This window comes from Novosphingobium sediminis, from assembly GCF_007991615.1.
GTDB lineage: Bacteria > Pseudomonadota > Alphaproteobacteria > Sphingomonadales > Sphingomonadaceae > Novosphingobium > Novosphingobium sediminis.
The window spans coordinates 1-18237 of the sequence record NZ_BJYR01000019.1 but is presented as its reverse complement, the minus strand read 5'-3'; the positions used below and the strand labels follow the sequence as shown (position 1 = coordinate 18237).

Sequence of the window (18237 nt, the reverse complement as noted above, 5' to 3'; positions counted from 1 at the left end):
GGTGCGCGCTTTCCGGTCAGGCCCGCTCGGCGGCGCATTCCGGCGCAGGCTTGCGCTGCAAGGCGATCAGGCAGCCCGCCACGATCAGCACCACGCCCGCCAGCGTGCGCAAGGTCAGCGGCTCCGCAAACACCACCCAGCCAACCAGTGCGGCCCAGATGAACGCGGTGTACTCCAGCGGCACCAGCACTTGCGCCTCGGCCCGCGCATAGGCCCAACCGAGCAGCATCAGCGATGCCGTCGACAGCACGGCGGAGGCAGACAGCACCAGCCACAGGTGCGGCGGCGGCGCGGGGGCGAACCACCAGGCGCCCAGCCCGAGCAGGCAGAAGATGAAGAACGTCTGGAAGAACGAGATTTCCTCCGGCCCCGCCAGTTGCGATTGCCGCCGCTGCAGCACCAGATTGACCGCGTAGAGCACCGCCGACACCAGAATCGCGATCAGCCCGTGCAAGCTTTCGATGTTGTAGCTACCGCCGAACTTGCCCGCCGCGATCAGCCCGACGCCGCTCAGCGCCAGCAGCGATCCGATCACCGCACGTTGCGAAAGCTCTTCGCCAAGCAGGGCCGCCGCCAGATAGAGCGCCATCAGCGGCGCGATGAACGAAAGCGCCATCGCCTCGGCCACCGGGGTCCGCGCAAGGCCATAGAAGAACAGCACCGCCATCACGCCCGAAACGCCCGAGCGCATCAGGTGCAGCTTCATCGCCTCGCGCCCGGGCAACCCGCGGCTGCCATCCTTGTTGCCCCGCGCCAGCCAGACCGGAAACATGATGATCGAACCGACGAGATTGCGCCAGAACAGCGCCGCATAGGCCCCCACCGCCAGCGCGGCGATCTTCATGAAGCCATCCATCACGCCAAAGCACAGCAGCCCGGTCATGGCGGAAAGGATCGGCAGGAGGGGGGCAGAGCGCTTCATCGCCCGCCCATAGCGACCGCACCGCCAGAGCGCAAAGGTCGGTCTCATTGTGCAACGTGGATCAGTCAGTCGATTCAGGAAACAGTCAGCCGCCTTGCTTGATTGAAGCGGCAGCTTGGGGCAGGAATCACCAGGTAGCAGTTCCTATTCGACCCGGGCGGCAACACGGAAAGAAATCGATCCATGCGCATGATTTATCGGGCCAGTCTCAGCGGCATGCTTTGCACGGCAGCCATCGGCTGGGCCGCGCTGGGCACTCCCGCCGCAGCCGCGCAGCAAGGCCCGATCGACCTCACCGCCGCGGCCAAGCCTGCGCCCAAACCTACGCCCACGGCCAAGCCCACGACAGCGGCCCCCGCGCAAACAGCCACCCCCACCACCACTCCAGCCGGCACAGCAACCCCGGCTGCCGTGCCCGTGTTCCAGCCAGTGGCGCCGCCGCTCGCGCATTGGACCGTGGCGGACGCGCAGGCGCTGCTCGCCGCGATCAAAGGCATCCGCAGCGAAGGCCTGACCCCCGCCGACTACGAACCTGCCGCACTCGCCGCGCAGATCACCAAGGGCGAGGGTGACGATCTCGACACACTCGCCAGCCGCCTGTTCGTCTGGCTGGCGGAAGACCTGCGCGATGGCCGCACGCCGATGCCCGCGCGCATCCAGTGGTTCGCGGTCGATCCCGATCAGGATCTCCACCCCAACGCCCAGCTCCTCGCGCAGGCGACCGAGACGCATGACGTCCCCGGCGTGCTCGCCTCGCTCAATCCCACGCACCCCGATTACGCGCTGCTGAAAGACATGCTGTCCAAGGCCAAGGATCCGCGCCAGATCGCCATGATCAAGGCCAACATGGACCGCTGGCGCTGGCTCGCGCGCGACATGGGGCTGCAGTACCTCATCATCAACGTGCCCGAGCAGGAGCTCCGGCTGACGGTGAACAACAAGATCATCCGCACCTACCGCGCGATCGTCGGCAAGCCCGGCAAGACCGCCACGCCGCAGCTTGCCGAGCAGGTCAAGAACGTGGTGTTCAACCCGACGTGGACGGTGCCGCAGTCGATCGTCGTGGGCGAAGGCCTCGGCCAGAAGCTGATCGCCAGCCCCGCGCTCGCCAAGCGGCAGGGCTATGTCGCGACCAAGAACGCGGACGGCACGATCACCGTTGTCCAGCAGCCGGGTGACACCAATTCGCTGGGCCGCGTGAAGCTCGACATGCCCAACGAGCACGCGATCTACATCCACGACACACCCAACCGGAACCTCTTCGCGCTCCCCGCCCGCGCCCTCAGCCACGGCTGCATCCGCGCCGAACGCGCGACCGAACTCGCGATGACGATGGCCATCCTCGGCGCCGACCTGCCGCCCGAAACCGCGGTCGAGTACAACCTCTCGGGCAAGTACACCAAGGTGCCGATGACCAAGCCCTGGGCGGTCTACATCACCTACTTCACCGTCGCGCGCGACGTGAACGGCCTGATGCGCAGCTTCCCGGACATCTACCTGCGCGACGCCCCGGTGATCGCCAGCTTCGCCAAGCCCCGCGAACTCCACACCGACCAGCGCAAGAGCAACGAAGCAATCATCAAGCTGGATAATCCGCTGTAAGGGCCTGCCCGCATCATCTTACCCCACCTTCGTCATCCCCAACTGCGCGGGAATGACGAACAGTTTGTTCGGAACTGGTTAGAAAGCCGCATTCACCGTTTCGAACCGGTCAAGAGTCCCGTAGCATTCCGCGCGTGCGACAGGACTTCCAACCGACAGTCTACCTCCTCGCATCCAGCCGCAACGGCACACTCTACACTGGCGTCACCTCAAACCTGATCCAGCGCATCCATCAGCACCGCGAAGGGACATTCGGCGGCTTCACGGCAAGGCATACGATCCACCGCCTGGTCTGGTTCGAACAGCACGCGACGATGGAACACGCGATTATCCGCGAGAAGCGCTTCAAGAAGTGGGAGCGAGCGTGGAAGCTGAACCTGCTCGAAAAGGACAACCCCACGTGGCGCGATCTGGCAGAGGATTTCGGCTTTCCGCCTCTCGAGCAGTGATACGCCTCTCCCCTTCGTCATCCCCGCGCAGGCGGGGATCCAGAGCGACCAAGCGCCACCCTTTGCGGCCCTGGATTCCCGCCTCCGCGGGAATGACGAAAATGTGTGAAGGATACCGACGTTCATCCCCACCAGCGCGGAGAGCGCCCGTGCTCAATAAATCCCCAGCCGGTCCGCGTAGAGCAGCCGCCCGCCGGAAAGGTGCCAAAGCGCCTCGTTGAAATCCGCCTCTGCCATCGCAAAGCAGCCGTCACTGCGGCCCAGCTTGCCCCACTTTTCCAGCATGTCCGGATTGGCATACCAAGCCGGGTGCATCACGATCGCGCGGTCCAGCGTGTTGCTGTTTTCCCGGTCGATCCCGCCGAGCCGGATCGAGGTGCCGTACTTGCCCTTGTACCACTCGTAGGTGATGAACGCCCCGCGCGAGGTGGCGAGGCTGCCGACATCGTTGGAAAATGTCTTGAGGAACCCGTCGTGCTCCGGGTCGGAACCCTTGCCGTGCGCGACGAGGAACGAGCGCACTTCGCCCGTCTCGAGGTGGGCAAAATGCAGTCGCGGCATCGCCGAAGGCAGCGCGAAATCGGCGATCCCCACGATGTCGGTCCGCCACAGCACCGAGCCCACACGCTCGACCTGTTCCTTCGCAACGGCAAGGATGCGGCGGTTCTGCTCGGGCACGCTGTAGGGCTGGGCAAACACACGCGCGGGTGCTGCGGCTGCAACAAGCGTTGCCGCCGCGCCCCGGATGAGCCCGCGCCTGTTCACCAGTCCTGTCATGGCCGTTCTTTTACGGCGAATCAGGCCGAATTTCCAGCATTTGCGCCGAGTTGCACCAAAGCCGTGCCGTCCACCCGCATGACGGTCCATTCGTCCATCAGCCGCGCGCCGAGCTTCTTGTAGAAGCCGATCGCCGGCTCGTTCCAATCGAGCACCGACCATTCGAGCCGCGCACAATCGCGCTCCACGGCAATCGCCGCCAGCCGCGAAAGCAGCGCCTTGCCCAGCCCGCTCCCGCGCGCCTCAGGCCGCACGAACAGGTCTTCGAGATAGACCCCCGGCTTTCCTTCAAAGGTCGAGAAATTGTGGAAGAACAACGCAAAGCCCTGCGCCGCACCGTCAACCTCGCCGATGATGACTTCGGCATAAGGGCCATGTCCGTTGTTCTGGCCAAACAGCTTGGCGCCCAGCACCGCCTCATCGAAGCGCACCTCGTCGGCCAGCTTCTCATATTCGGCGAGCCCGCGAATGAGGTCTGCAATCAGGGGAAGGTCATCGGGCGTAGCGAAGCGGATGGAAATGGTCATGGACGGGCTCTTAGCCGGAGATCGTCAGCCGGTCACCCTTCAAGGTCACGCTGCCCAGCCGCCGCAGCACCGATTGGCCGAGCAGGCTGACGGGCAGATCGGGCACGACCACCGCCGTCACCCCGGTCAGGTCATGCCCACCGATGGTCAGACGGTCGATCTCCACCGGCGCTGCCATCCCGGTTCCTGCGGCGGTCTGCAGCATCGGGCGGTATTCTGACGGATCGGGCCTTAGCCCCAGCCGCTCGGCATCATCCTCAGTCAGCGCCACCACATCGGCGCCGGTATCGACAAGGAACCGGACCGGCTCCCCGCCAACATCGACATTGAGATGAAACTGCCCCTGCGCATCGCGCGCTATCTCGACCATCTCGGCCGGCCCGCCCTGCCTTGGCGGCGGCGCATCCTTGCTCCACGGCGAGACATGCGCGGGCTTTGCCGGCCGCGCGTCAGCCGCCTGCTCTACAGACAGCCGAGGGGCCAGCAGCGCGCTGCCGAAAACGATCAGGCCGGCAATGACGATGAAGCGGGTCATGGCGGGCGGATTGTGCCCGCAAAGGCGTTAGCAAATGACGAAGGCCGCGGCGTTTACTCCGCGGGCACTTCTTCCTTCGCCGCGGCATCCGCTGCTGCTTCCATCTCCGCCGCCTTTGCTTCCACCAGGCTGACGATGTGCTCGAGCATGTCCTCGTTCTGCACCGTGTGGTCGGTCACGCCCGAAAGGTAGACCATGTGCTTGCCGTTGCCGCCGCCGGTCAGGCCAACGTCGGTCTCGCGCGCTTCGCCGGGGCCGTTGACGACGCAGCCGAGCACCGAAAGCGAGATCGGCGTCTTGATGTGGCTCAGGCGGCTTTCCAGCGCCTCGACCGTGCGGATCACGTCAAAGCCCTGCCGCGCACAGCTGGGGCACGAAACAACGCGCACGCCGCGCGTGCGCAGGCCGAGCGACTTCAGGATTTCGAAGCCGACGCGCACTTCCTCTTCGGGCTCCGCCGAAAGCGAGACGCGCAGCGTATCGCCGATGCCCGCCCAGAGCAGGCTACCAAGCCCGATCGAGGACTTGACCGTGCCGCCGATGAGGCCGCCCGCCTCGGTAATGCCAAGGTGCAGCGGGCAATCGACCGCTTCGGCCAGACCCATGTAGGCCGCCACCGCGAGGAACACGTCGGAGGCCTTCACCGCCACCTTGTATTCGTGAAAATCGTGGTCCTGCAGCAGCTTGATGTGATCGAGCGCCGATTCAACCAGCGCCTCGGGGCATGGCTCGCCGTACTTTTCGAGCAAGTCCTTCTCGAGGCTGCCCGCGTTCACGCCGATGCGGATCGCGCAGCCGTTGGCCTTGGCCGCGCGCACCACTTCGGCCACGCGCTCGCTCGAACCGATATTGCCGGGGTTGATGCGCAGGCAGGCCGCGCCCGCGTCCGCCGCTTCCAGCGCGCGCTTGTAGTGAAAATGGATGTCCGCCACGATCGGAATGCGCGCCGCGCGCACGATCTTGCCCAGCGCCGCGGTGCTTTCCACATCCGGGCACGAAACGCGGATGATGTCCGCGCCCGCATCCTCGCAGCGCCGGATCTGGTTTATCGTGGCGACGGGATCGCTGGTGAGGGTGTTGGTCATGGTCTGCACCGTGATCGGCGCATCGCCGCCGACGGGGACGGATCCGACCATGATCTGGCGGCTCTTGCGGCGCGTGATATCGCGCCAGGGGCGTACGGATGACATGGGTGCGCTTATACCTGCTCGCTCTTGCTAAGGCCATTGGTTTCAGGAACCAGCGGCTTGGCGTAGAGAAATTCCGGGTCGCAGTGATTGCCCACCCAGAACTCGATGTCGGCGATCTTGGCAAAGCCGTAGCGGTGGTAGAAGCGCTGCGCTTCGGCGTTCTCGCTATAGACCGTCAGCTGGATTTCGTCGGCGCCGACTTCCTCGGCCTGCGCCTGCGCCCAGGCCATCAGCCGCGCGCCCAGCCCGCCGCCGATGCGCGCCGGATCGGTGTAAAGCTGCTTCAGTTCAAGCGGCGCGCGGGCATCGCTGTGCCCGGTGGGCAGCGTGCTTTTCAGCACCAGCTTGCAGAAGGCGATCAGCGCGCCCGCTTCCTCGATCACGGCCACGCGCATGCCCGGATCGGCGATTTCCTTCGCCACCTTCGCATCGCTGTGGGCCGCTTCCATGAAGGTCGCGAAGTCTTCCGGCTTGTAGAGGTGCTGGAACTTCGCGCTGACGGCGCGGCGTGCAAGATCTGCCAGCGCGGCAGTATCGGCGGGTGTGGCGAGGCGCAGGTGCGGCTGAGACGTGGCTGTCATGCCGCGCCCCATACCGCCCTCTGCACTTTCAAATCAATGCGCCGCGATCAGTCGGCCAGCGCGACCTTGGTCGGCTTCGTATAGGGCACGAACTGGTCGAGCGAGACGAAACCGCGCCAGAACAGGCCGTTGCGGTCGCGCAGCTGCACCACATCGACGTTGCACAGCTGCGAGGTCGTCAGCTGGGTGACCAGAATGTCGTCCGAATTGAGCGACGAAGCGCCCGACTTCGGCCGCTGCACATAGATCGTGCTGCCGCTGCCATAGACGATCGCGGTCTTGTCGATCACGCGTGAGGACTGGACGTTGGGCAGCGTGATGCAGTTGATCGGCTTGCCGGCAACGCGGCCTTCGAGCAGCTTGGCGAGCTGTTCCTCGCCGCTCAGGCGCGGGCGGGCGTCGGCGGCCGTGCCCGCCAGCACCATCGCACCGGCGGCGGCAGCGAGCCCGAGCTTGGTGAAAATGCGGTTCATGACGTACCCTTTCTCGTTCTGGCCGAAGACCAGCTTGCGCCGGGCTGGCTTAACCGGCGCTGACTGTAGTTTTCCTGAGGGCATCGTAAACCAAGGCGCAGCCGCTCCGCCAACTACGTAGTTCCCCTGTTGGCGCATTATGGGACTGGTGACCCACCCCAAGAGGCGCAGCGTTCAGGCCGTGCCGCCCACCGTCAGCCCCTCGACCAGCAGCGTCGGCTGGCCAACGCCCGCCGGCACGCTCTGCCCGCCCTTGCCGCACACGCCGACGCCTTCATCGAGCGCCATGTCGTTGCCGATGCCCGTCACGCGGGTCAGCACGCTCGGCCCGTCGCCGATCAGCGTCGCGCCCTTGATCGGCGCGCCCAGCTTGCCGTTCTCGACGCGGTAAGCCTCGGTGCAGGAAAACACGAACTTGCCACTGGTGATATCGACCTGCCCGCCGCCGAACGACTTCGCAAAGATGCCGTTCTTCACGCGGCTGAGCAGTTCCGCCGGATCATCATTGCCACCCCGCATGAAGGTGTTGGTCATGCGCGGCATCGGCGCATGGGCATAGCTTTCGCGCCGCCCGTTGCCGGTGGGCGCAAGGCCCATCAGCCGCGCGCTCATCCGGTCATGGATATAGCCCTTGAGCACGCCGTCCTCGATCAGCACGGTTTCCTCGGTCGGCGTGCCTTCATCGTCGATGGTCAGCGAGCCGCGCCGTCCGGGGATCGAGCCATCGTCCACCACGGTCACGCCCGGCGCTGCCACCCGCTCGCCGATCCGGCCGGAAAACGCGCTGGTGCCCTTGCGGTTGAAATCGCCTTCAAGCCCGTGGCCAACGGCCTCGTGCAGCAGCACGCCGGGCCAGCCGGGTCCAAGCAGCACGGTCATTTCGCCAGCCGGGGCATCAACCGATTCGAGATTGACCAGCGCCTGCGCCAGCGCGCTGTCGATGGCGCGGTTCCACGTCTCTGCCTCGAACAGATCATCATAGAGCCGGCGCCCGCCGATGCCGAAGCTTCCCGTCTCGCGCCGGCCATTGTGCTCCGCCACGATGGAAACGTTGAGCCGCACCAGCGGCCGCACATCCTGCGCCACAAAGCCGTCCGCGCGCACGATCTCTACCACCGACCAACTGGCCGCAAGGCTCGCCGAGACTTGCGCCACGCGCGGATCGCGCGCCCGCGCCGCCGCGTCGATGGTCTCCAGCAGCTTGACCTTGGCCGCGAAGGGAATCGCATCGAGCGGCGAGGCATCGGTATAGAGATGCCGGTTGTTCTGGCGCGGCGCCGCAGCGGGCGCGGACTTTGCCGGATCGAGCAGCTTCAGCGTTTCCCCGGCGCGCGCGATGGCGGCGGCGGAAATCTCGTTGGCATGGGCAAAGCCGGTCATCTCGCCCGAAACGCCGCGCAGGCCAAAGCCCGCGTCGCGCGAATAGTCGGCCGTCTTCAGCCGCCCGTCGTCGAAGCCGAAGCTCTCGCTGGCGATGAATTGCAGGTAAAGCTCGCCATCCTCGCAGGCGCCGAGCGCGGTGGCCGTCAGGCGCCTCGCCTCTTCAGGTGTCAGCAGGCCGGGGCGATAGAGCAGCGAGCGGGGATCGGGGGTGTGCGTCATGGACAGGGATATAGGCAGCCCTGCCGCGCTTCGCAAACGATCAGCCGTGGTCGGCCGGGCCGCCCTTCAGCACGAAGCGCCGGTCGCAATAGCCGCATTCGGCAAAGCCGCGCTCGTCGATCTCGATCCACACGCGCGGATGGCCCAGCGCCGCCCCGCCGCGGATGCCGTCCGCGCCGTCGCAGCGCACGCGGGTGCTGGTGGTGAGAACCGTCTCGGGTGCCTTGATCGTGCTCATGGCCGCGCGACTAGCAAACCATGCCCCGAACGACAAGCTGGAGGATGCACGCACACCCTTTACGCGCGGCGCTTCCGGGGGCAGGGAGAGCGCCATGAGCAACACCCCCGCCATCCGCATCCGTGATCTCGTCAAGCGCTACGCGCAGGCTGGCAGCCAATCGGGTGAAGGCAAACTGGCGCTGGGCGGGGTCAGCTTCGATGTGCCGCAGGGCCAGATCTTCGGCCTGCTCGGCCCCAACGGCGCGGGCAAATCCACCTTGATCAACACGCTGGCCGGCCTCGTGATGAAATCTTCCGGCACGGTCGAGATCTGGGGCTTCGACATCGACAAGGAGCCGCGCAACGCCAAGGCCTCGATCGGCATCGTCCCGCAGGAGATCGTGTTCGATCCGTTCTTCACCCCGCTTGAAGTGCTCGATATCCAGGCGGGGCTCTACGGCGTGCCGGCGCCCGCCCGCCGCTCGCTCGAACTCCTGAAGTCGGTCCATCTGGCAGACAAGGCCCATGCCTATGCCCGCTCGCTCTCGGGCGGCATGAAGCGCCGCCTGCTGATCGCCAAGGCCATGGTCCACACCCCGCCGATCCTCGTGCTCGATGAACCGACCGCCGGCGTCGATGTCGAACTCAGGCGCCTGCTGTGGGAGCTCGTCGTCGATCTTAACAATCAGGGCGTAACCATCGTCCTTACCACGCACTACCTCGAAGAGGCGGAGCAGCTGTGCGACCGCATCGCCATCATCAACCACGGACGGCTGATTACCGATCAGCCCACGCGTGACCTTGTCGGCATGATGCGCGAGAAGATCGTGGTGCTCACACTCGACCGCCCGATCGTTGCCGCGCCGCAGCATGAGGCCTTCGTGAAGAGCGTTATTTCGGGTGAACGCGATCTGCGGGTGACCTATAACAAGGACCGGATCAACGCGGGCGACGTGCTCGCGCTGGTGCAGTCGCTCGGCTATGGAATCGTCGATGTCTCGACCGACGAGGCAGACCTCGAGGATGTCTTCGTCAAGCTGACGAGCACCCCGGCGAACGCGCTCGGTTAGCACGCCCCAGCCCGTCATAACCTACTGATTCAGAAAAATTTCACTCGTCCAGCCGCTTCCAGTAGCCGCGGCTGGATTTGCGCACTGGCGCCTTGCAATCACGACATATGCCAACGTGGCGCGAGCCATCCCAGCGCACCGAGGCGGGATCGGATCTGTGGCGGTTGAACAGGCAAAAAGGCAGACGCCAGATCATGGCCTGCAATCCTTCGACTAGGTGCGATCCCTGAGGTAGATTACCATCTCGCGGGTGCAAAAACAAACACCCTTGCGGGGGCAATCAATGTTTTTTACCGCTCTGGGCGGACCGCTTCGCACTTCCCAAATGCGGCGAGGACGGGCAAAGAGCGGTGGTGTCCGATCGTTTTCCTGATGCATGCCGGGTCCGGTCATGAAGGCCTCCGAACCGGCCAGCCATGATGTCCTGATCATCGGCTCCGGCGCTGCCGGCCTTACAGCTGCGCTGGTCCTTGCCGAGCGTTGCCGCGTGCTCGTGCTCGCCAAGGGCGCGCTCGATGGCGGATCAACCGCCTGGGCGCAGGGCGGCATCGCCGCCGTGCTCGATGAAGGCGACACCTTCGACGACCATATCCGCGACACCATGGTCGCCGGCGCCGGGCTCAACCGGCGCGATACGGTGGAGTTCGTGGTCGAGAACGCGCCGGCCGCGATTCACCGGCTTGCCGAACTCGGCGTACCCTTCAACGCCGAATCCGGCGCGCTCCACCTCACCCGCGAAGGCGGCCACTCGCACCGCCGCATCGTCCATGTCGATGACGCGACCGGCTGGGCCGTCCAGCAGGCGCTGATCGCCGCCGCCAAGGCGCACCCCAATATCACCCTCCGGCCCGACATGGTGGCGATCGACCTCGTCACCGATCGTCACCGCGCCGAAGGTGAAAGCGGGGCTCAGGGCGGCATCAACCGCGTCTGGGGCGTCTATGCGCTCGATACCGGCAGCGGGCGGGTCGAATGCTTCTCGGCGCGTGCCACGATCCTCGCCACCGGCGGCGCGGGCCGCACCTATCTCTTCAGCACCGCCCCGCGCGGCGCGACCGGAGACGGCATCGCCATGGCCTGGCGCGCGGGCTGCCGCGTCTCCAACATGGAATTCATGCAGTTCCACCCGACCTGCCTCTACAACCTCGAGGTCAAGAACTTCCTGATCACCGAGGCCGTGCGCGGCGAAGGCGGCCACCTCAAGCTGCCCCCCGGTGTCCCCGGCGGCGGCGAGCGCTTCATGCCGCGCTTCGACCCGCGCGAGGAGCTCGCCCCGCGCGATATCGTCGCCCGCGCGATCGACCACGAGATCAAGCGCCTCGGGCTCGATTACGTCCACCTCGATATCAGCCACAAGGACCCGGAATTCGTCCGCGGCCACTTCCCCAATATCTACGAACGCCTGCTCGGCCTCGGCATCGACATGACGAAGGAGCCGATCCCGGTCGTCCCCGCGCAGCACTACACCTGCGGCGGCGTGCTGATCGATCTTGCCGGGCGCACCGATCTCGAAGGGCTCTACGCGGTCGGCGAATGCTCCGAAAGCGGCCTCCACGGCGCCAATCGCCTTGCGTCCAACAGCCTGCTCGAATGCTTCGTGTTCGGCGATGCCGCCGCCAACGACATTCTCGCGCGGTGGGACAGCTTTGATCAGCCGCCAGCGCTCCGCGCGTGGGACGAAAGCCGCGTGTCCGATTCCGACGAGGAAGTCGTCATCAAGCAGAACTGGACCGAACTGCGCCGCTTCATGTGGAACTACGTCGGCATCGTGCGCACCAACAAGCGCCTCGAACGCGCCGCGCACCGCATCAAGCTGCTGAAGGGCGAGGTGAACGACTACTACGGCAACTTCCGCGTCACCGCCGATCTCATCGAACTGCGCAACCTGCTCCAGACCGCCGAGCTCATCGTCAAAAGCGCCCGCGCCCGCCGCGAGAGCCGTGGTCTCCACTTCACCGAAGACTACCCCCAGACGCAGCCCGCCGCGCGCGATACGGTGCTGGTGCCGGGCTGACCGCTGGGACGCGCTCGACGCGCATCACCTCACTTTCGTTATTGCGAGCGCAGCGAAGCAATCCAGAGCGTCATGCACTGCCGCACTGGATTGCTTCGCTGCGCTCGCAATGACGAGTGACTGGCCCCCTACAAATGGCGCCCGATAAAGATCAGCACCAGCGCCCCCAGCACCGACGCAAGGCATCCCGCGCGGTCGATCCCGTCCCGTCCGCTGCGGCCCGAACTCGCCGCCAGCCCTGCAATCAGCGAACCGGCAATCCCCAGCAGGATCGTCCGCCCCAGCCCCATCGGCACCGGCCCGGGATAGAGGAACCGCGCGGCAAGGCCGACGATCAAGCCGCTGAAAATGATCGAGATGAGCTTGAACACGGGGCCGCTCCACCTAAGTTGCCCGAACAGGCATATCGTGCACCACACCCCACGCGCCAGTGGATAATCTGGTTGCTAATCTCATGCCGGGTCTGGACAGCGATCTTGTCCACAAGATCGGCATGGGCATCGGAAAAAATTTCGAGCGGTGCAGATTGGGGCTTGAAATGCCCGTTTCCGCACGCGTCGCTGCGCTGCAACATGGCTGTCATGACGATGAAACGAATCGTACGTGCGACGAGCCGAATCGATAAGCGGGTGTTTACCCTCTTGTGTCTGATTCCGGTTGAGGCACTATAGGTAGTGGTCGGGTCCTGGGGGAACCTCTAAACCTAGTTTCAGTGGCGCAGCGGGTAGTTAGCTCGCGGCAACGGTGGCTGTACTGCCGCCGCCCATGGTCTTGACCCTGAATTTCGGTGCCTGCGCGGGCAGGCGAGGGGAATTATATTCTCCTTTTGTTCCGCGAGGCGTATGATGGATTTCGCGTTCCGAGTCGGCGGTTTCGATCGGGCGTGGTGGATGGAACAGGGGACTGCGGGCGTGGATTTCAGGACTGGAGAAGGTGTTGTGGAGCATGACGGCCAGAGCGAGCTGCTGCTTGCCGGCGATACCACCCCCGCAGGTGAGAACGGAAAGGCGATTGGCATGAGTGCGGACGACAAAGGCAGCGAGGCGCTCGTGGCGGCAATGGCCGCAGGGGCTGCCGGTGCGCTGGCCGCAGCGGCCAAGCCGGTTTCGGATTCCAAGACGATCAACGCGCGCCGCTTCACGATCCAGACGAACTCGGAGCGTGATGCGCTGCTGACGGCGTTCGGCAAGGATACGCTCGACGACCGCTACCTGCTCCCCGGCGAACGCTATCAGGATCTCTTCGCGCGCGTCGCAGACGCTTATGCCGACGATCAGGGCCACGCCCAGCGCCTCTACGACTACATCTCGAAGCTGTGGTTCATGCCCGCCACGCCCGTCCTCTCGAACGGCGGCACCGGGCGCGGCCTGCCCATCTCGTGCTACCTCAATTCGGTGTCGGACAGCCTCGAAGGCATCGTCGGCACGTGGAACGAGAACGTCTGGCTCGCCAGCCGCGGCGGCGGCATCGGCACCTATTGGGGCCAGGTGCGCGGCATCGGCGAATCCGTCGGCCTCAATGGCAAGACCAGCGGCATCATCCCCTTCGTCCGCGTGATGGACAGCCTCACCCTCGCGATCTCGCAGGGCTCGCTCCGCCGCGGTTCGGCGGCGTGCTACCTCGATGTGTCGCACCCGGAGATCGAGGAGTTCCTCGAAATCCGCAAGCCGTCGGGCGATTTCAACCGCAAGGCGCTCAACCTGCACCACGGCGTGCTGCTGACCGATGAATTCATGGAAGCGGTGCGCGATGGCGCCGAATTCAACCTGCGCAGCCCCAAGGACGGTTCGGTGCGCGGCACGGTCGATGCGCGCTCGCTGTTCCAGAAGCTCGTCGAAACCCGCCTCGCCACGGGTGAGCCCTACATCGTGTTCAACGACACGGTGAACCGCACGATGCCCAAGCATCACCGCGATCTCGGCCTCAAGGTCTCGACTTCGAACCTCTGCTCGGAAATCACGCTGCCCACCGGCCGCGATCACCTCGGCAACGATCGCACCGCGGTGTGCTGCCTGTCCTCGCTCAACCTCGAAACGTGGGACGAGTGGAACAAGGACGAGCGCTTCATCGAGGACGTGCTGCGCTTCCTCGATAACGTGCTGCAGGACTACATCGACCGCGCGCCGGACGAGATGGCCCGCGCCAAGTATTCCGCCATGCGCGAACGCTCGGTCGGCATGGGCGTGATGGGCTTCCACTCGTTCCTGCAGCAGAAGGGCATCGGTTTCGAAAGCGCCATGGCCAAGGCGTGGAACCTCAAGATGTTCAAGCACATCGCGGCCAAGGCTGACGAGGCTTCGCTCCTCCTCGCGCAGGAACGCGGTGCCTGCCCCGATGCGGCTGACATGGGCGTGATGCAGCGCTTCTCGTGCAAGATGGCGATTGCCCCCACCGCGTCGATCTCGATCATCTGCGGCGGCACGTCTGCCTGCATCGAGCCGATCCCCGCCAACATCTACACCCACAAGACGCTCTCGGGCAGCTTCGTGGTCAAGAACCCCTATCTCGAGAAGCTGCTCCAGTCGAAGTCGAAGGATTCCACCAACGTGTGGAACTCGATCCTCGAGCGTGGCGGCTCGGTCCAGCACCTCGATTTCCTCAGCCCTGAGGAAAAGGCCGTCTACAAGACCAGCTTCGAGATCGACCAGCGCTGGCTGCTCGAATTCGCGGCAGATCGCACGCCCTACATCGATCAGGCACAGTCGCTGAACCTCTATATCCCGGCTGACGTCGACAAGTGGGACCTCATGATGCTGCACTTCCAGGCGTGGGAGAAGGGCATCAAGTCGCTCTACTACCTCCGCTCGAAGTCGGTGCAGCGCGCAGGCTTTGCCGGCGGCGTAGAGGCGGACAACACCGCCGCTGCTCCGGTGATGGAACTGGCCGCCCAGCCGACCGACTACGAGGAATGCCTCGCCTGCCAGTGAGACCCTGCCCTGAGACAACACCTTGAGACACCGGGGATGCGCTGCTGCATCCCCGCTTGAGATCCAGACCATGCCGGACTGCCTGATACAATCAGCCAAACATTGCGGCTTGCCCGGCGCGGTTACAATCCGCGACACGGTTCCCGCTTGCCCCGGACTGTCCGGGCAGGCTACACTTGCGACTAATTCGCAATTGCAAAAGGGACCTCATCGTGCGCAAGTTTCACCGCTGGATTTCCGTCTTCTTCGGCGTCTTCCTCCTCTGGATCGCCGTGACCGGCACGCTCAGCCAGATCGTTCCGCTCATGGCGGGCGGCGAGGGCGGCAAGCCCAAGACCGAACTGGCGGCGGCGAAACCGGCGTTCACCTGCCCGCCGGACTACATGTGCCGGCCAAAGCCCAAGGCGGGCGATCCGCGCGCGCTGGTCGGCCTGCTGCACCATCTCCACTCGGGCGAGAGCTTCGGACCCGTGGGCGTGGTGATCGCGACGCTTTCGGGTTTCGCGATGATTTTCTTCAGTTTTTCGGGCCTCTGGCTCTACATTCAGATGTGGCGCAACCGGGCGGAGCGCAAGCTCACCCCGCGCTGGTTCTGGAAGTAGCACCTCCTGTCCTTCGGGGCGCCCGAACAGACAGTGGAAAAGCGGCCAGGACTCTGATTCCCTTTACCCCGCGCGCTTTCACCGGCGCGCGGACCACCCTATCCTTCTTGCGCTGAACCCGAACAGGACTCGTCCCCATGTCACTTCTCCAAGCCCGCAGCTCCTACAAGCCCTTCGAGTATCCGTGGGCCTACGAGTTCTGGAAGCGCCAGCAGCAGATCCACTGGATGCCGGAAGAAGTGCCCTTGGGCGAAGACTGCCGCGATTGGGCGCAGAAGATCTCGGACCACGAGCGCAACCTGCTCACCCAGATCTTCCGCTTCTTCACCCAGGCCGACGTCGAGGTGCAGGATTGCTACCACGACAAGTACGGCCGCGTGTTCAAGCCGACCGAGGTCAAGATGATGCTCGCCGCCTTCTCCAACATGGAGACGGTGCACATCGCCGCCTACTCGCACCTGCTCGACACCATCGGCATGCCCGAGAGCGAGTACGCCATGTTCCTCGAGTACGAGGAAATGCGCGCCAAGCACGATTACCTGCAGCAGTTCGGCGTCGATTCCGATGAAGACATCGCCCGCACCCTCGCGATGTTCGGCGGCTTCACCGAAGGCCTCCAGCTCTTCGCCAGCTTCGCGATGCTGATGAACTTCCCGCGCTTCAACAAGATGAAGGGCATGGGCCAGATCGTCTCATGGTCGGTGCGCGACGAATCGCTCCACTGCGAAGGCATCACCAAGCTGTTCCACGCCTTCGTGCAGGAACGCGGCTGCCTGACCAAGGCGGTCAAGGAAGACATCATCGATTGCTGCCAGAAGACCGTCCGCCTCGAGGACGCCTTCATCGACCTCGCCTTCGAACAGGGCCCGGTCCCGGGCATGAGCCCGAAGGAAATCAAGAAGTACATCCGCTACATCGCCGATTGGCGCCTCGGTCAGCTGGGCTTCCAGCCGATCTACATGATCGAGGAACACCCCCTCCCCTGGCTCACCCCGCTGCTCAACGGCGTCGAACACGCCAACTTCTTCGAAACCCGCGCCACCGAATACTCCAAGGCCGCCACCCGCGGCGATTGGAACACCGTGTGGTCAAGCTTCGACTCGCGCCGCAAGGCGAAGTCCGCCGAACCGGCGAACGAGCTGGTGGAAGAGGCTGAGGCCGACATGTTCAAGGCAGCAGGGATCGCGGCGGAATAAACCCACCCCCAGCCCCTCCCGTAGGCGGGAGGGGAGCCAAACGCCGCACTTCAATCCCCCTCCCGCCTGCGGGAGGGGTTAGGGGTGGGCATGCGACCTCACCGCTCGCACTACCTCTTGAAGCGCCAGCGCGACTCCCTCGGCATTCCCGAGCACATCGGCATTCGTGAACCGAAGCACGCGATACCCGGCAGCCTCGATCACCCGCGTCCGCGCCGCATCCACTTGCTGCCGCATCTCGTGGCTGAACCCGTCGATCTCGACGACCAGCATCAGCTCCCGGCACAGGAAGTCCGCAAAGTAGGGCCCAACCGGCATTTGCCGGCTGAACTTGGCGCCAAGTTGCGACTTCGCCAGATACGACCAGAGACGGCGCTCGGCGGGTGAAGCCTCCCGCCGCAATTCTCGGGCGCGGTCTGTGTCGCGAGGCTTGAACGAAACCATATCGCCAGAGTGCCCACCCCTAACCCCTCCCGCAAGCGGGAGGGGGACGGTGTCGCCGAAACCGAACGAATTCCATCCAGTCCGTATGCAACCGCAACTGCGTTCAGAAGCCCCACGCCTCAATCCCCCTCCCGCCTGCGGGAGGGGCTAGGGGTGGGCCAGCAACGCGTCAGTCCACCGCTACACTTGACAAAACAAACCAAATAGGTTAAACGCGCCACCCAGATCGGGAGCCGGCAAGGCCAGCCTCGCCCTCGCTCTTCTGGCCCGAAGCATCATGCCGATGGCCAGCGCGACCGGTGTGGGCTGCGGGCTCAAGGCGGGACATGGTCCCCAACCCTTGGCCAGGCATTCACCCCGCCAGCACCGTTCAGTGCCAGAGGTGCAAATGCGCCTCAGGATCCCGGCTGGTCTGCGAGCCGCCCCCGGGACCGGACACTGACGCTCCAGGTCGAGCCGGGTCAGGTCCTGCCCCATCCGGCCATTCGCAAGTGATGCAGTTCATGGCGTGCCGCCCCGCAGTCCCTCCCAGAGGGTTATGCAGGCGCCGCACCGGTCGCGCGATCTTCCTTCGCCCGGATGCCGCGCCAAAGCGCCGCCAAATCCAACAACGCAGCGGCTTGAACCCTCAGCCACCCCGCCATGGCCAAACCCCAACCCGCTCATGCTGAGCCTGTCGAAGCATCATGCGCGAGGCTCGCGCCATCACCCTTCGAAAAGCTCAGGGTGAACGGGGTTGGGGATATTCAATCCGGCAGTCAGCAGACGGCTCAGTGCGCCGTCTCGCCGCCCGCTTCCGCCAGCCGCGCCGCCAGCACTGCGATCTCCGCCGGTTCCAGCAGCCACGTTCGCGTCGCCCGGCCTTCGCGGTGCACCGGCACCGTCAGCAGCAGGCGGGCGTTTTCCTTCGCGTGCGGCTTGTAGAGCGTGAAGTGCAGCGCACACTCGCGGATCGTGCCAATGATCGGCACGCGCCCTTCAAGGTCGATCATCGTCGCGGGCTGGTCCCACGGAATCTCGGCAATGGTCGCGCGCTTCATTGTTTGCTCCGCTCACGCGGAGGCGGCACCGGCCCACTCCCCCGCCCGGCCACCCATCCAGGGTACA

Annotated in this window: 20 protein-coding genes; 7 read left to right on the top strand and 13 right to left on the bottom strand. The window is 65.0% G+C overall.

Going from position 1 to position 18237, the window contains the following annotated elements:
* Positions 1-16 precede the first annotated feature (16 nt).
* Positions 17-922 (bottom strand): DMT family transporter, encoded by a 906-nt coding sequence (locus NSE01_RS14365; protein ID WP_147160340.1) that lies wholly within the window; start codon positions 920-922, stop codon positions 17-19.
* Positions 923-1111: 189 nt separating this feature from the next.
* Here NSE01_RS14365 and NSE01_RS14360 point away from each other — a divergent pair, with 189 nt between their 5' ends.
* Both NSE01_RS14360 and NSE01_RS14355 read left to right on the top strand, forming a co-directional pair.
* Positions 1112-2524 (top strand): L,D-transpeptidase family protein, encoded by a 1413-nt coding sequence (locus NSE01_RS14360; protein WP_371863223.1) that lies wholly within the window; start codon positions 1112-1114, stop codon positions 2522-2524.
* A 134-nt stretch (positions 2525-2658) separates the two neighbouring features.
* Complete coding sequence (locus NSE01_RS14355) at positions 2659-2973, top strand: GIY-YIG nuclease family protein (RefSeq protein ID WP_147160339.1); 315 nt, start codon at positions 2659-2661, stop codon at positions 2971-2973.
* 153 nt (positions 2974-3126) lie between these two features.
* Here the strand turns inward: NSE01_RS14355 and NSE01_RS14350 are convergent, their stop codons facing one another.
* From NSE01_RS14350 to NSE01_RS14315, 8 genes are all read right to left on the bottom strand, one after another.
* Positions 3127-3750 carry a murein L,D-transpeptidase catalytic domain-containing protein gene (locus NSE01_RS14350; RefSeq protein WP_147160338.1) on the bottom strand — a complete coding sequence of 208 codons (624 nt, stop codon included), beginning with the start codon at positions 3748-3750 and terminating at the stop codon, positions 3127-3129.
* Positions 3751-3770: 20 nt separating this feature from the next.
* Positions 3771-4277, bottom strand: coding sequence for a GNAT family N-acetyltransferase (locus NSE01_RS14345; protein ID WP_147160337.1), 507 nt, complete (start codon positions 4275-4277; stop codon positions 3771-3773).
* Positions 4278-4287: 10 nt separating this feature from the next.
* On the bottom strand, positions 4288-4812 hold the full coding sequence (locus NSE01_RS14340) for a retropepsin-like aspartic protease family protein (RefSeq protein WP_147160336.1): 525 nt from the start codon (positions 4810-4812) through the stop codon (positions 4288-4290).
* A 53-nt stretch (positions 4813-4865) separates the two neighbouring features.
* Positions 4866-6002: a flavodoxin-dependent (E)-4-hydroxy-3-methylbut-2-enyl-diphosphate synthase gene (gene ispG / locus NSE01_RS14335; protein ID WP_147160335.1), complete on the bottom strand. Its 1137-nt coding sequence runs from the start codon at positions 6000-6002 to the stop codon at positions 4866-4868.
* A gap of 8 nt (positions 6003-6010) precedes the next feature.
* Positions 6011-6583, bottom strand: a complete 573-nt coding sequence (locus tag NSE01_RS14330) for a GNAT family N-acetyltransferase (RefSeq protein WP_147160334.1) — start codon at positions 6581-6583, stop codon at positions 6011-6013.
* Positions 6584-6630: 47 nt separating this feature from the next.
* The gene (locus NSE01_RS14325) at positions 6631-7056 is read right to left on the bottom strand and encodes a hypothetical protein (protein WP_147160333.1); all 426 of its coding nucleotides are present in this window, start codon (positions 7054-7056) and stop codon (positions 6631-6633) included.
* A gap of 174 nt (positions 7057-7230) precedes the next feature.
* Complete coding sequence (gene tldD, locus NSE01_RS14320; protein WP_147160332.1) at positions 7231-8658, bottom strand: metalloprotease TldD; 1428 nt, start codon at positions 8656-8658, stop codon at positions 7231-7233.
* A 40-nt stretch (positions 8659-8698) separates the two neighbouring features.
* A complete protein-coding gene (locus NSE01_RS14315; protein ID WP_147160331.1) occupies positions 8699-8896 on the bottom strand; it encodes a zinc-finger domain-containing protein in 198 nt (65 codons plus the stop codon).
* A 94-nt stretch (positions 8897-8990) separates the two neighbouring features.
* On the opposite strand from NSE01_RS14315, the gene NSE01_RS14310 reads away from it, so the two are divergent.
* The gene (locus tag NSE01_RS14310; RefSeq protein WP_147160330.1) at positions 8991-9947 is read left to right on the top strand and encodes an ABC transporter ATP-binding protein; all 957 of its coding nucleotides are present in this window, start codon (positions 8991-8993) and stop codon (positions 9945-9947) included.
* Between the two features lie 40 nt (positions 9948-9987).
* Here NSE01_RS14310 and NSE01_RS21340 read toward each other — a convergent pair whose 3' ends face one another.
* Entirely contained in the window at positions 9988-10143 is a 156-nt protein-coding gene (locus tag NSE01_RS21340) for a hypothetical protein (protein WP_170233849.1), read from the bottom strand.
* Positions 10144-10338: 195 nt separating this feature from the next.
* On the opposite strand from NSE01_RS21340, the gene nadB reads away from it, so the two are divergent.
* Positions 10339-11961 (top strand): L-aspartate oxidase, encoded by a 1623-nt coding sequence (gene nadB / locus NSE01_RS14305; RefSeq protein ID WP_147160329.1) that lies wholly within the window; start codon positions 10339-10341, stop codon positions 11959-11961.
* A 128-nt stretch (positions 11962-12089) separates the two neighbouring features.
* Here the strand turns inward: nadB and NSE01_RS14300 are convergent, their stop codons facing one another.
* The gene (locus tag NSE01_RS14300; protein ID WP_147160328.1) at positions 12090-12332 is read right to left on the bottom strand and encodes a GlsB/YeaQ/YmgE family stress response membrane protein; all 243 of its coding nucleotides are present in this window, start codon (positions 12330-12332) and stop codon (positions 12090-12092) included.
* A 540-nt stretch (positions 12333-12872) separates the two neighbouring features.
* Between NSE01_RS14300 and NSE01_RS14295 the strand changes: the two genes are divergently transcribed.
* From NSE01_RS14295 to NSE01_RS14285, 3 genes are all read left to right on the top strand, one after another.
* Complete coding sequence (locus NSE01_RS14295) at positions 12873-14888, top strand: ribonucleoside-diphosphate reductase subunit alpha (protein WP_147160327.1); 2016 nt, start codon at positions 12873-12875, stop codon at positions 14886-14888.
* Between the two features lie 212 nt (positions 14889-15100).
* Entirely contained in the window at positions 15101-15490 is a 390-nt protein-coding gene (locus NSE01_RS14290) for a PepSY-associated transmembrane domain-containing protein (protein ID WP_147160326.1), read from the top strand.
* A gap of 137 nt (positions 15491-15627) precedes the next feature.
* Positions 15628-16686 carry a ribonucleotide-diphosphate reductase subunit beta gene (locus NSE01_RS14285; protein WP_147160325.1) on the top strand — a complete coding sequence of 353 codons (1059 nt, stop codon included), beginning with the start codon at positions 15628-15630 and terminating at the stop codon, positions 16684-16686.
* A gap of 78 nt (positions 16687-16764) precedes the next feature.
* Here the strand turns inward: NSE01_RS14285 and NSE01_RS14280 are convergent, their stop codons facing one another.
* Together NSE01_RS14280 and NSE01_RS14275 are read right to left on the bottom strand one after the other, a co-directional pair.
* Positions 16765-17130, bottom strand: a complete 366-nt coding sequence (locus tag NSE01_RS14280) for an endonuclease domain-containing protein (RefSeq protein WP_147160324.1) — start codon at positions 17128-17130, stop codon at positions 16765-16767.
* A 770-nt stretch (positions 17131-17900) separates the two neighbouring features.
* On the bottom strand, positions 17901-18170 hold the full coding sequence (locus tag NSE01_RS14275) for a hypothetical protein (protein ID WP_147160323.1): 270 nt from the start codon (positions 18168-18170) through the stop codon (positions 17901-17903).
* Between the last annotated feature and the right edge of the window lie 67 nt (positions 18171-18237).